The sequence below is a fragment of the Pseudonocardia alaniniphila genome (assembly GCF_022524485.1).
In the GTDB taxonomy this organism is placed as follows: Bacteria; Actinomycetota; Actinomycetes; order Mycobacteriales; family Pseudonocardiaceae; genus Pseudonocardia; species Pseudonocardia alaniniphila.
In genome coordinates this window covers 151,720-164,610 of record NZ_JAKXMK010000030.1, presented here as the reverse complement: position 1 = coordinate 164,610, position 12,891 = coordinate 151,720, and the positions used below count along the sequence as shown (strand labels likewise).

Genomic DNA, 12,891 nt, shown 5'->3' with positions numbered 1-12,891 from the left:
CTGGGGTCCGACAACGCCGGTTCGGGCAGCGAGGGGTCGGCCAGCCGGGCCAGCTGCGCACTGCGGAACTCGGTGTGATCGGTGGGGACGGTGGTGAAGTGTCCGTGACAGTCGATGATCATCTGGCCGTCTCCTCCGCGGTCTGCGACACGACCGCCCCGTTGCTGTCGGGATGATCGACATAGCGCAGGCCCTTGCGCGCCAGCGGCTCGCGCATCCCCTGGACGTCGAGGCTGAGCTCGCCGCTGCGGTAGCGCTGGCGCGACTGGGCCTCCTTCTCCTCCCGCGCCACCGACGCCGCGACCACCACCTCGGCCTCCCGGCGCGGGACGACGACCACCCCGTCGTCGTCGGCCACCACCACATCACCGGGGTTCACCAACTGCCCGGCACACACCAGCGGGACGTTCACGCTGCCCAGGGTTTCCTTCACCGTGCCCATCGCCGAGATCGCGCTGGCCCACACCGGGAACCGCATCTGCGTCAACTCCGCGATGTCCCGGCACCCCGCGTCGATCACCAGGCCGCGCACACCCCGCGCCGCCACCGCCGTGGCCAGCAACTCACCGAAATACCCCGCGTCCGACCGCAACGTCGGCGCCACCACCAGGACATCACCCTCCTGGCACTGCTCCACCGCCACATGCAACATCCAGTTGTCACCCGGCGGCACGCTCACCGTCACCGCCGTACCCGCGACATGAGCCCCCGGATAGATCGGCCGCAGACGCGGCTCCAACAACCCCGTACGACCCTGCGCCTCATGAATCGTGGCAACACCGAACTGCGCCAGCGCTGTGACACTGGCCCTGTCGGTGCGCGGAGGGTTCCGGACGACGATCGACATCTGACTCCTCACCTACTCGCCTCGTTGCGGATCTTCTTATCCGACCACGGAAGGAGTGAGACATGCACGACACCGTCGTCCACCTCACCCCCGACCGCCCGGATTGCCCGATCGACGTCGTCGAGCCCGAAGGTGTGGGTGGTCAGCCGCTCCAAGGGGAAGCGCCCCGACGCCAGCTGCTCCAGCGCCAGCTCACACGCCCGGTAGCTGTGCCCGCGGGCGCTCTTGATGGTGATCGCCTTCTCGGTCATCTTCTTCATCGGGAAGTCCGGGAAGGCCGCGAGCTCGCCCTGGATCACCATCGTGCCCTCCCGGCGCTTGAGCGCGTCCACGCCCAGGAGCACCGGCGCCACTCCGGCCCCGGCCGTGCAGTCCAGCACGACGTCGACGCCCTTGCCGCCGGTGATCTCCTTGATCCGCGCGAGCGGATCCTCCTGGCGGACGTCGATGGTGTGATCGGCCCCGAGATCGGTGGCGAGCTGCATGCGGACCGCGTCACGGGTCGTGCCGGTCACGATGATCTGCGAGGCGCCTGCCTGCTTGCAGGCGACCACTTGCGAGAGCCCCTGCTGTCCCGGCCCCTGGATCAGCACGGTCGAGTTGTAGCCGACCCCGGCGGCGAACAGCGCCCACTCGATCCCGTTCGACAGCGGCGTGACGATGCCGGCGAGCTCGGCCGAGACCCCGTCGGGCACCTTGTGCAACACCGCGTTCCACGGCAGGTACAGGTACTGGGAGAAGCCACCCCAGAGGTGGAAGGGATTCTCGGCCGACGTATAGCCGTACCGCCGGGCGTCGGGGTTGGTGCGCCAGTCGGTGTTCTCGCAGTGCCGGTACTCGCCCCGACGGCACCACTCGCAGTGGAAGCAGCCGACGTAGTGCTCGACGAACACACGGTCGCCGTCGACCACGCCGTGGCGCCGGGTGAAGTCGCGGCCCGCGTAGGCGATCGTCCCGACGTTCTCGTGCCCCATGATCACCGGGTCCGGGAACGGGGGCTTGGCGTACATCTTGACGTCGGTCCCGCAGATGCCCGCCACCTCGACCTTCAGCAGGGCGCTGTCGTCGGGGACATCCGGCATCGGGAAACTGCGCATCTCGGTCCTGCCGGGAGCCGTCCGCACGGCGGCCAGGACGTCCTCAGCCATCACGATCCTCACTCCCGGGCGGTCACGCCGCCACTAGTTCGGTCTTATGGTCTGCTGTCTTACCATAATGTGACCAAGCGAGCACGAGAGGAAGCCGATGCCGGCACTGCAGCTGAGAACCGTCACGCGCACCCAGGGCAACAACGCGGCGCTCAAGGACGGCACGGTCGCGCCCCGCGGGCTGGTCTTCGACTTCGAGGAGGTGCCGGTCCTCGTCTCTGCATTCCGCCGCATGGTCCGCGCGCTCGAGTTCGACGTCTCCGAGATGGCGTTCACGACCTACCTCGTGGCGAAGGCACACGGCGTGCGGTTCACGGCGCTGCCCGTCTTCCTGGTCCGGGCCTTCCACCACGGCGCCATCCGCTTCAACACCGCGGTCGGCATCCGGACGCCCACCGACCTCGAGGGACGGCAGGTCGGCGTCAACCGCGGCTACACGGTGACCACCGGCGTGTGGGCGCGCGGCGTGCTGGCCGACGAGCACGGCGTCGACCTGGACCGGGTGACCTGGGTGCTCTCAGGCGACGAGCACGTCGCCGAGTACCGCCCACCGGCCAACGTCGTGCCGATGCCCGCAGGCGGCGACCTCGCCGCCATGCTGGGCGCGGGCGAGATCGCCGCCGCGATCGGGGTGGACGGTGACCTGGCGGACGTCGCCCCCCTCATCCCCGACGCGCGGCAGGCCGGGCTGGCCGCACTGCGCCGCAACGGGTACTACCCGATCAACCACCTCGTGGTGGTCAAGGACGAACTCCTCGAGCAGCACCCGCACCTGGCACAGGACGTCTTCACGGCGTTCGCCGAGTCCAAGAATCTCTACGTCGACCGCCTGCGGGCGGGCACGATCACCGACCCGAGCCCCGTCGACCGCCTGCACGAGCAGGTGATGGAGGTGACGGGAGCCGACCCGCTCCCCTACGGCATCGCCCCGAACCGGAGCAACATCGAGAAGCTGCTCGACCTCGCCGTGGCGCAGAAGATCCTCGACCGACGCCCCGCCGTCGAGTCCCTCTTCGCCGCGGGGACCCACGACCTGACCGCCTGAGCCGCGGGTCTGCTCAGACCCGGAGCGACCCCACTGTGTCGAGGAGCCGCACGGCGTCGAGGAACCGGAGCACGCGGGCAGGCGCCGTCTCCTCCGTCTGGTCGGCCACGGGTACGTCCCAGTACTCGGAGCCGGCCAGACACTCGTGCAGATAGCGCGCCGCCGACGTGGCGTGCGACCTGTCCTGTCCCGGCACCACCAGAGTGGGCACGTCCAGCTGCAACAGGTCCTCGGGCTCCGGGCCCGGCACGGTGTCCCGGTCGAACATCGTTCGCACCAGTCCACTCAGGATGAACTGGTAGCGAGCCCGGTCGAACGTGGCGTAGGCCGCCGCGAACGCGGGATCCGTGCGGATGACGCTGGCCCATGGCCCGACGCAGGGGTCGTCGCTGAAGCTCGCCGTCGAGCGTTGCGCGCGGTCGACGACCTGCTCCAGGCCGTGCTCCGCGACGAACGCCGCATGCTGCTGGAACCGCGCGTGCTGCGTGAGGCGGTACTGGGCACCACCTGCCGGCGAGTACAGCACCATGCTCGCCACCGTGTCGGGATGGGCCACGGCGAAGCGGGCGGCGATGGAGCACCCCACGCATCCGCCCATCAGGTGCGCCCGCGCGACGCCCAGGTGGTCGAGCAGCCCCTTGCCCTGCCGCACGTAGTGGCCCCAGGTGACCCGCTCGATCCGCCCGCCCGACGATCCCGACTCCCGACGGTCGAACGTGATGCACGTGTAGCGCTCGGTGAGGTGCGCGAGCAGGTTGGTGCGCCGGTAGATGCCGTGGGAGGCCCAGTTGCCGAGAACGGCGTTGAAACCGCCCGGGGAGAACATCAGCAACGGTGGCCCGGTGCCGCTCACCTCGTAGTGCGTGGTGATGCCGTCGATCGTGGTGCTGGGCACGAACCTTCCTCTCAGGTGACGGGGATGCCGCCTCTGATCTGCTGCCCCGCCCGGACGTCCGCCGCGTACTCGGCGATCGCGTCGTGGGCGATCCGGGCCACGTTGGCGTAGGTGTCGGGCGGATCGTCCACGCCCGAGGCACCGTAGCCGATCGCCGCGGTGGCCAGCCGGATCCGCCCGTCGAGCCACGGGCCACCGCCGTGCCCGCCGAGCACCGGGATCGACACCGCCCGGACGACCTCGGGGCCGACGACCGCGCCGGAGTTGGTGAAGTTCAGCAGCGCGGCCCCCGCCGCCTCCAAGCTCTTCGCCTGGGCCACCATCTCGTCGGTCATCTCGACCGGCACCTCACTCCCCCTGCCGGGGGTGGCGCTGTAGGTGATCCCGTAGCGCAGCGCCGTCTGCGGGGTGATCCCGAACTGGGCGAACACCGGGATCCCGGCCCGGTTGACCGCGGCGACCGCGTCGAGGTGATCGGCTGCGCCGTCCAGCTTGACGAGGTCGACACCGCCTTCCTTCACGAGCCGGATCGCCGCGCGCACGGCGCTGTCCGGGCCCTCCTGCAGCGGCCCGAACGGGAAGTCGCACGACACCAACGCCCGCTTCACCCCGCGCCGGACGGCCTGGCAGACCACCAGCAGCTGGTCCATCGTGATCTCGAGCGGGTTGGGCTGGCCCCACAGGTTGATCCCGACGGTGTCGCCGACCGAGACGATGTCGACGCCGACGCGGTCGACGATGCGGGCCATCTGGTAGTCCCACGCGACCACGCAGACGATCTTGCGCCGCTCGTGCTTCATCGCCTGCAGCCCGGGCAGGGTCACCTTCTCGTCCATCGTGCCTCCGTCGTCCGGGGTCGGGCAGGGGAAGAGTCGCTCACGCCCTGAGCGCGGTCAGCACCTCGTGCACGTCCTGCTCGTCGGCGGTCACGAGCAGCACCTGTGCGTACGGGCGGAGGGCGACGACGACGTCGCCGACCTCATGGCGGTCACCGAGCACCAGGCCGGCGGTCATGATGCCGCGCCGGGCGCAGGCACGCCCGATCGCCGAGGCGGCGGCCGCCGCGCCGCCGTCCGCGGTGGCGAGCATGACCGCGACGTCCGCGGCCATGAGCTCGTCGGCGAGCCGCGTGTCCGTGCCGTTCGTGCGGTGCAGGGGCATCTCGTCCGGGTCGTCGCCGACGCCGTTCCGGCCCGATCCGGCGCCAGCCACGAGGGTGAAGAAGCGGGCACCGTTCCACTGCTGCAGAGCGAGACGCCGGACGATGGTCGCGGCGTCGTCGTCCAGGGCCACCACCCGTGCGCCTCGGCGGCCCTCGATCGGCACGTCGATCCGGAACCGCGCCTCGGCGGCGGTGGTCGCCTTGGCACAGCTGCTCAGCAGCACGGGTCGCGTCGTCATATCGGTGTCTTCCCTGGACGTCGGGTTGCTCAGACGGTGGCGTGCGGCTTGCCGGGCGCGGCCGTCAGCGCGTCGCGGCTCGACTCGATGAAGGACTCGTCCCGCGGCAGGACGACGGCGGCCGAACGCACGCGGTGGTGCTGCGGGTCGACGCCGGGGGGCACGACACCCTCCTCACGCAGGGCGAGCGCGGCCTTCCGCAGCTTCTGCCGGGCCTTGATGATGCCGGCGTCGGCGGAGACGAGCCGCTCCTTGGACCTGTTGACGATCGGCCCCATGCTCTCCTGCAGGGAGGAGTCCTGAATGGCGATGCCCTTGATGCCCGAGAAGTACTCGCCCCGGCGCTGCGCGTCGCGGTCCATCAGGTAGTCGTTGTCCTTGTTGGCCGTCGGGCGGTAGGTGCCGGGGATGTTCTCGCTGTGCACTCCGTGGCCCGCCTTCATGTTCTCGACCTCGGTGGGCGTGAGCGCGCGGGTGGGGTGGTAGTCGAACGAGTAGGCCCAGCAGTTCTCGTCGTCGATCGGGATCCACCAGTGCCCGTGGACGGGGTGGTCGGCCCGCGGCGCGATCATCGTGAAGCTGGGCATGACCCACGGGGTGATGCGCCAGTAATAGCTGTCGGCCTCGGCGTTGCGGCGCGCTCCCACGAACAGGCCGCCGTCGGCTTCGGCGACCTCGAAGAACGGCTTGAAGTCGGCGAGGTTGTACTCGTTGCCCTTGGAGCCCTTGAACAGCGGGTCGTTCTTCAGACCCCCTGCGTGCAGCCAGGACACGTGGCTGGAGTCGATGCCGCCCTCGAAGGCCTGCAGCCAGTTGCACTCCTGCCAGCGCTTCGAGATGTAGGTCTGCTCGGGTGCCACCTGGGCGAACTCGAACTCCGGCAACGGAGGCCGCTTGTCCGGGTCACCCATGTGCGTCCAGAGCACGTCACCGATCTTCACGAGGGGGTAGGACGTGAGCTTGACGTGCGCGCAGAAGTTGCCGTTCTCCGACTCGGACGGCACCTCGATGGCCTGGCCGGTCACGTCGAACTTCCACCCGTGGTAGGCGCACCGCAGTCCGCCCTCCTCGTTGCGGCCGAACCACAGCGACACACCGCGGTGGGCGCAGAACTCGTCGATCAGCCCGTAGCGGCCCTCGCTGTCGCGGAAAGCGATCATGCGCTCGGAGAGGAGCTTCACCCGGACCTGCGGACAGTCGTTCTCGGGAAGCTCCTCGGCCAGGAGAGCCGGTATCCAGTACTGACGGAAGAGGTCGCCCATCGGAGTTCCCGGCCCCGTCTGCGTCAGAAGCTCGTTGATCTCCTGCTTGAGCACCGTTGGCCTTCCTTTCGCCTGCTGCATCGCGGGGTGGTCCGTGTCGTCCGGCGTGCGCCGGGCGGGTCACTCTCGAATCTCGAAAACAATAAGACCATTAGACCCTTCTCGTCCACCTGTGGGGACACCGTGCGCACGGGCGGGTCACGGCTGGTCCGGCGGGATCTCGACGGCCAGGCCGTCCAGGTCCTCGGTCATCACGATCTGGCACGACAGCCTGCTGCCCGCTCGCCGTTCCGTCACCGCGAGGTCGAGGAGGTCCTCCTCGAGGTCACCCGGCTCCCCCACCCGCTCGACGAACTCCTCGCGAACCCAGACGTGGCACGTCGCGCAACTGGCGTTGCCGCCGCATTCCGCCACGATGCCGGTCACGCCGTTCTGGGTCGCCGCCGTCATCACGGAGTCGCCCACCCTGGCGTCGACACCGGTTTCGGTGCCGTCGGCGGAGACGAAGACAACTTTGGGCACGGCGCCCCCTCATCAGATCGGGCCGACGCTGCGGCATTGGTCTAACATCATACCTCAGACCGGCGGAGGGAGCATAGATGCGCGCGATACGGCCACGCCCCGGCGGCGGCGCACACACGCTGCTCCTGCTGCGCCACGGGCAGAGCGCGGCGAACTCGGAGGACAGCTTCAGCGGCTGGCTGGACGTTCCTCTCAGCGACCGCGGTCGGCGGGAGGCGGCCCGCGCCGGCGAGCTGATGGCGGAGCAGGCGCTCATCCCCGACGTCGTACACACCTCGGTGCTGACACGGGCGATCCACACCGCGGACATCGCACTCGCGACGATCGGGCACCCGTGGCTGCCGACGAGGCGCAGCTGGCGCCTCAACGAGCGGCACTACGGCGCCCTGCAGGGCCGCAGCCGCACGGCGGTGCGCGCCGAGTTCGGGGACGAGAGCTACGCGCTCTGGCGCCGCTCGTACGAGCACGCGCCACCGCCGCTGCCCGAGGACGACCCGTCGAGTGCCCGGCACGACCGCCGCTACGCCGGCGTGCCGGTTCGGGAGCTGCCCATGACCGAGGCGCTCGCCGACGTGTACCGCAGGGTCGTGCCCTACTGGCAGGACGCGATCGCCGCTGATCTGCACGCCGGTCGCGTCGTCCTCGTCGTGGCACACGGCAACTCCCTGCGGGCGCTGTGCATGCACCTCGACGGCCTCACCCCGCGCGAGGTGGAGACGCTGAACATCCCCACCGGAGTGCCGTTGCACTACGAGCTGGACCACGGGTACCAGCCGCACGTGCGAGGCGGCACCTACCTGGATCCCGCCTCGGCTGCGGCGGGCATCGCCGAGGTGCTGGCCCAGGGCACCCGCCGGGCGCCTGAACGCGACTCCGCCTGAGTGCGGCGACGGATCACCCGGGCACGGCGAGTGTTCCCGCAGGTCCCGCCGGCTCCGGCCGCGAGCACCTGCACCTGCCATGAGCGAAGTATTGCATCGGTATGACGTCAGTCCGTAGCCTCCGATTCATGTCCCGCAGACGTGGCCCGGCGGTACCGCAGTTGGTGGGGGTGTCCTCCGGACCACGGGGGGCGGGAGCCGACCCACCGCGCCCGGCCCACCTGACGGCGTCGAACGTCCGTATCGAGTACCGCGCTCCGGGCACGGCCGACTCGGACATCACGCTCGCGGTCGACAACGCGAACCTCGAGCTGTCGCGCAGCGACTTCGTCTGCATCGTCGGGCCGTCCGGCTGCGGCAAGACCACGTTCCTCAACGCCATCGCCGGCTTCATCCCGATCAACGGCGGCACGCTGCAGCTGGACGGCTCCGACATCCCCGGTCCGGGGCCGGACCGCGCGATGGTGTTCCAGCAGGCCAGCCTGTTGCCCTGGCGCAGCGTTCTCGACAACGTCACCTACGGTCTGGAGCTCGGCAGGCGGATGAAGCGCTCGCAGGCACGGGACCGGGCACGCGGCCTGCTCGACCTCGTCGGGCTGTCGGGCTTCGCCGACCGGTACCCGGCGCAGCTCTCCGGCGGCATGCAGCAGCGGGTCAACCTGGCGCGGGCCCTGGCCGTCGAGCCGGAACTGCTCCTGCTCGATGAGCCGTTCGCCTCGATCGACGCGCAGACCCGCGAGGTCATGCAGGCGGAGCTGCTGCGCGTCTGCACCGCGCAGGACGTCACGGCGCTGTTCGTCACGCACGACATCGCCGAGGCGGCCTTCCTCGCCGACCGCGTCTGCGTCTTCAGCCCCCGCCCCGGCCACATCGTCCGCGAGGTGGCAGTCCCGTTCGAGCGCCCGCGCCACCAGCGCCTCCGCCGGTCACCGGAGTTCCTCGCACTCGTCGACGAGATCGCCGACGTGCTGTACGGCGGTGGCGCCGAGGCCGGGCCGGACGCAGCCGCGCCCGAAGGAGACGTCCACTGATGGCCCCACCGATCGCCACAGCCGCCCCCACCAGGCCGCCCCGCGTACCCGCCGCCCGCAAGGGCGCCCCGTCACGGCGGCCGAGACCGCAGCTGCTGTACGGGACCGCCGCCGTCGTGGTGGTGCTCGGCCTCTGGCAGCTCGTCGCCGCGCTGCGGGTCAAACCGGCGATCGTGCTCCCGGGGCCGATCGACGTCGTGGGGGCCTTCGAGCAGCTGTTCAGCAGCGTCACGATCTGGGACGACCTGCTCACCAGCGGCAAGGAGCTGCTCTACGGCCTGGTGATCGCGACCGTCATCGGGCTGCCGCTCGGGCTCCTGATCGGCTGGTACCGCAGGCTCTCCTACATCGCGAACCCGCTCGTCACGTTCCTGTACGCGACCCCGCGCATCGCGTTGACCCCGCTGCTGATCATCTGGCTGGGCATCGGCGACACGTCCAAGATCGCGATCGTCTTCCTGATGGCGGTCTTCCCCATCCTGATCAACTCAGCCAGCGGCGTGCAGAACCTCGATCCCGCGGTGCTGCGGGTGGCCCGGTGCTTCGGCGCGGGCGACCTGCAGATCTTCCGGACCATCGCGCTTCCCGGTTCCGTGCCGTTCATCATCAGCGGGCTGCGGCTCGCGGTCGGGCAGGCCCTGATCGGCGTCTTCGTCGCCGAGCTCAGCGGGGCCATGCACGGCGTCGGCATGTTGATGAACAACGCGGGCCAGCAGTTCCAGACGTCCGTCGTGTTCGCCGGACTGTTCATCTTCGCCGTCACCGGTGTGGTGCTGACCGGCCTCCTACGCCGCGTCGAGCAGCACTTCGCCGCGTGGCGCCCCGACCGCTGACAACAGCCACTGCAGGCACACCACCGCTCCCACCACCAAGGAGATCGACGATGACGTCGCACGCCCGGCGAAGGAACGTCGCCGGCGCCCTCCTCGCCGCCACCGTGGCCCTGTCGATGACAGCCTGTGGCGGTTCGGGGTCCTCGGCCGCCGACGCCAACACGATGACGGTGAGCTACAGCCAGGTCGTCGCCGACCAGCTCCCACTCTGGATCGCGGACGAGTCGGGCCTGTTCACGGCCCAGGGCCTGAAGGTCACGCTCACGAACCTCAGCGGTTCGGACGGCTTCCCTGCCCTGGTCTCGGGCCAGACCCAGCTCGCGTCGATCGGCGGGTCCGAGATGGTCTCCGGGGCGGCGTCGGGCGGCGAGGTGAACTACCTCGCGACCCTCACCCCGGTCTTCCCCTACGAGCTCTTCGCGAAGGTCACCGACCCGCAGCAGCTGAAGGGCAAGCGCATCGGCGTGACGTCCACCAGCGGGTCGCTGTACGTCGCCACACTCGAGGCGCTGAAGCAGATCGGGCTCTCGCCGTCCGACGTGCAGCTCACGCCTCTGGGCTCGGTCACGAACGTCAACAACGCGCTGGTCGCCGGCACGATCGACGCGGCGCTGTCCCACCCGCCGGCCACGACCCAGATCGAGGCTGCGGGCTACCACTCGCTGGTCGACCTGGCCAAGGACAAGATCCCCGCCTCCAACGTGGGCATCGCGGCCACGACCGACTACGTGAAGGGCCACGGCGATCAGATCCGGCGGTTCCTCGCGGCCGTGCAGCAGGCCATCACGCGGGAGAAGTCCGACGAGGCCTACTCGACGAGCGTGCTGTCGAAGCATCTCAACGTGACGGACCCGGCGGCGCTGCACGAGACCTGGCAGTACTACGCACAGGAGGCTCTCCCCGACGTCCCGACCCCCACCGTGGCGCAGCTGCAGACGTCGGTGACCGAGCTGGCGCCGTCCGTGCCCGCCGTCAAGAGCCTCGACGTCGCGAAGATCGTGAACACATCGTTCGTCACCCCAGCGGGATGACTCCGAGAAAGGTTCGAGCACAGTGACTTCTGCTTCGCGTACCACCACTGAGGTGACGCATTACCACATTCAGAAGAAGCGTCGAGCCGCCTTCGTCGAGGAGTGGCGCAACTACCAGAAGACCGTGATCGCGCTCGCTGACGTCGAGATGGCGGAGACCGCTCGCGGCACCCGCGTCGGCGTGTACGTCAGCGAGGACGGCGACCGGCCGACCCGCACGATGGACGCGCTCGCGCACGAGATCGACCCGGGCGTCACGTCGACGATCCATCGCCACTCCTGGGACGCGATGGTCCTCGTCGTGGCCGGGCGGGGCTGGACGGAGATCGACGGGCAACGGATCGACTGGAGCCCGGGTGACTCGCTGCACCTGCCCGCATGGTCCTGGCACCGCTCCGGGAACGACGGCGCGGAGACCGCCCGGTACCTGAGCTTCTCGAGCGAGCCGATGCTCGCCACGATGGGCATGTCGGTGCTGGAGGACCAGGGGCACACGCCGTTCGCGAACCTTCCGGGCCGCCCGGCCTTCTCCTCCGAGATCGACGGTGCCGACCCCTATTCACGACGGATGCGGCGGCTCGCCCGCGAACAGCGCAAGCGGCGCAGCGGACGGCTCCACACGAACTGGGACGAGCTGGAGCTGCTCCCGACACCGCGCGGCACCCGCACGACGTTCCTGCTGGACCGGGCGATCGGCTACGAGGCGTCCGGGATCACGATGGCCATGTTCGAGATCGGACCGGGCCGTGGCCAGTCCATGCACCGCCACCCCGGCGAGGCCTGGCTCTACGTGCTCGAGGGCGAGGGCCACAGCTACATGGGAGAGGAGCCGGAGGGCGGGAAGAACCACCCCTGGCGCAAGGGCGACCTCATCGTCGTGGACCACTTCCTGTGGCATCAGCACTTCAACGACGCCCCCGACGGCACCGCCAAGGTCGTCCGGATCCACATGTTCGACAGCCTGCTCGAGACCATGCGCGTGCTGATGGACCCGAAGGTGTTGTTCGAGGAGCCGCCGGACCACATCCGGGACGCCCAGGCCGGCAACCCCCACGAGATCGACTGGCCCGCCGTCGAACGGCCGACCTGGCCGTGAGCACCACGCATCTGCCCCCGGGCCTGCTGTCGATACACGTTCTGCCCGCCGACCATCACGACGGGCCGTGGGACCACATCCTCGTTCCGCCCGGCACCAAGGAACGGCTGCTGAACCAGACGCTGCTGCGGCTGCGCCACGGCCGGGCACTCGCCACGCTGCCGGGGCTCCCGCACGGCCTGATCGTCCTGGCCGGTCCCCCGGGCACGGGGAAGACCACGCTGGCCAGAGGCTTGGCGCAGTCGGCGGCCCGCGCGCTGGCCCCGCACGGGGCCACGACCTACGTGGAGATCGATCCCCACGCCTTTCCGAGCGAGATGCTGGGCGAGAGCCAGCGCAACATCACGCGGCTGATGACGGACACACTGCCCGAGCTCGCCGCGCGCCGGCCGCACACGGTGGTGCTGATCGACGAGGTCGAGAGCTTCGCGGTGCGCCGGTCGACGGCGTCGTTCGGCAGCAACCCCGTGGACGTGCACCGCGCGACGGACGCCGTGCTGGCCGGGATCGACTTCCTCGCCGAGTCCCACCCGCGCATCGTCTTCGTCGCGACGACCAACTTCCCCGAGGCCGTTGACGAGGCCTTCCTCTCACGGTCCGACCTGGTGCTCACCCTCGGCCTGCCGGACGAGGCGACCATCGCGGCCATCCTGCAGCGTTCGCTGGCGGAGCTGGCCGGCATCTGGCCGGGCACCCGCCCGCTCGCGGATGACACCGCGCTGCACCGCAAGCTCGCCGCCCACAGCGCCGGGTGGGACGGGCGCCGCGTGCGCAAGATCGTGCTCACGGCGCTGGCGCAGCGACCCGAGGTCGCACTCGACCCGAACCTGCTGGAACCCGCCGACCTGCTCGCCGCCGTGGAGGCGGCCTGACGGTCGGTCCGTGCCGAGAATGGAGGA

The 12,891-nt window shown here is 70.0% G+C and carries 14 protein-coding genes; 7 read left to right on the top strand and 7 right to left on the bottom strand.

The window, feature by feature from the left end; translation table 11 throughout:
• Positions 1–118 precede the first annotated feature (118 nt).
• Both MMF94_RS31280 and MMF94_RS31275 read right to left on the bottom strand, forming a co-directional pair.
• Positions 119–847, bottom strand: a complete 729-nt coding sequence (locus tag MMF94_RS31280; protein ID WP_241041016.1) for a 4-carboxy-4-hydroxy-2-oxoadipate aldolase/oxaloacetate decarboxylase — start codon at positions 845–847, stop codon at positions 119–121.
• Positions 848–855: 8 nt separating this feature from the next.
• On the bottom strand, positions 856–1,995 hold the full coding sequence (locus tag MMF94_RS31275) for a zinc-dependent alcohol dehydrogenase (RefSeq protein WP_241041015.1): 1,140 nt from the start codon (positions 1,993–1,995) through the stop codon (positions 856–858).
• A 97-nt stretch (positions 1,996–2,092) separates the two neighbouring features.
• Between MMF94_RS31275 and MMF94_RS31270 the strand changes: the two genes are divergently transcribed.
• Positions 2,093–3,040: a substrate-binding domain-containing protein gene (locus tag MMF94_RS31270; protein ID WP_241041014.1), complete on the top strand. Its 948-nt coding sequence runs from the start codon at positions 2,093–2,095 to the stop codon at positions 3,038–3,040.
• A 13-nt stretch (positions 3,041–3,053) separates the two neighbouring features.
• Here the strand turns inward: MMF94_RS31270 and MMF94_RS31265 are convergent, their stop codons facing one another.
• The 5 genes from MMF94_RS31265 to MMF94_RS31245 all read right to left on the bottom strand — a co-directional run bounded on the left by MMF94_RS31265 (position 3,054) and on the right by MMF94_RS31245 (position 7,120).
• Positions 3,054–3,935, bottom strand: coding sequence for an alpha/beta fold hydrolase (locus MMF94_RS31265; protein WP_241041013.1), 882 nt, complete (start codon positions 3,933–3,935; stop codon positions 3,054–3,056).
• A gap of 11 nt (positions 3,936–3,946) precedes the next feature.
• A complete protein-coding gene (locus MMF94_RS31260; RefSeq protein WP_241041012.1) occupies positions 3,947–4,771 on the bottom strand; it encodes a 3-methyl-2-oxobutanoate hydroxymethyltransferase in 825 nt (274 codons plus the stop codon).
• 40 nt (positions 4,772–4,811) lie between these two features.
• Complete coding sequence (locus MMF94_RS31255) at positions 4,812–5,336, bottom strand: hypothetical protein (RefSeq protein ID WP_241041011.1); 525 nt, start codon at positions 5,334–5,336, stop codon at positions 4,812–4,814.
• Between the two features lie 29 nt (positions 5,337–5,365).
• A complete protein-coding gene (locus MMF94_RS31250; protein WP_241041010.1) occupies positions 5,366–6,652 on the bottom strand; it encodes an aromatic ring-hydroxylating dioxygenase subunit alpha in 1,287 nt (428 codons plus the stop codon).
• 144 nt (positions 6,653–6,796) lie between these two features.
• Positions 6,797–7,120, bottom strand: coding sequence for a 2Fe-2S iron-sulfur cluster-binding protein (locus tag MMF94_RS31245; RefSeq protein WP_241041009.1), 324 nt, complete (start codon positions 7,118–7,120; stop codon positions 6,797–6,799).
• A 77-nt stretch (positions 7,121–7,197) separates the two neighbouring features.
• Here MMF94_RS31245 and MMF94_RS31240 point away from each other — a divergent pair, with 77 nt between their 5' ends.
• The 6 genes from MMF94_RS31240 (at position 7,198) to MMF94_RS31215 (ending at position 12,864) form a co-directional block, all read left to right on the top strand.
• Positions 7,198–8,001 carry a 2,3-bisphosphoglycerate-dependent phosphoglycerate mutase gene (locus MMF94_RS31240; RefSeq protein ID WP_241041008.1) on the top strand — a complete coding sequence of 268 codons (804 nt, stop codon included), beginning with the start codon at positions 7,198–7,200 and terminating at the stop codon, positions 7,999–8,001.
• Positions 8,002–8,129: 128 nt separating this feature from the next.
• Entirely contained in the window at positions 8,130–9,032 is a 903-nt protein-coding gene (locus MMF94_RS31235) for an ABC transporter ATP-binding protein (RefSeq protein ID WP_241041007.1), read from the top strand.
• Positions 9,032–9,865 carry an ABC transporter permease gene (locus tag MMF94_RS31230; protein ID WP_241041006.1) on the top strand — a complete coding sequence of 278 codons (834 nt, stop codon included), beginning with the start codon at positions 9,032–9,034 and terminating at the stop codon, positions 9,863–9,865. Before MMF94_RS31235 ends, MMF94_RS31230 begins: the two co-directional genes overlap by 1 nt.
• Positions 9,866–9,915: 50 nt before the next feature.
• Positions 9,916–10,896, top strand: coding sequence for an ABC transporter substrate-binding protein (locus MMF94_RS31225; protein WP_241041005.1), 981 nt, complete (start codon positions 9,916–9,918; stop codon positions 10,894–10,896).
• A gap of 52 nt (positions 10,897–10,948) precedes the next feature.
• Positions 10,949–11,992 carry a cupin domain-containing protein gene (locus tag MMF94_RS31220; protein ID WP_241041004.1) on the top strand — a complete coding sequence of 348 codons (1,044 nt, stop codon included), beginning with the start codon at positions 10,949–10,951 and terminating at the stop codon, positions 11,990–11,992.
• Positions 11,989–12,864, top strand: coding sequence for an ATP-binding protein (locus tag MMF94_RS31215; RefSeq protein ID WP_241041003.1), 876 nt, complete (start codon positions 11,989–11,991; stop codon positions 12,862–12,864). Before MMF94_RS31220 ends, MMF94_RS31215 begins: the two co-directional genes overlap by 4 nt.
• Positions 12,865–12,891 lie beyond the last annotated feature (27 nt).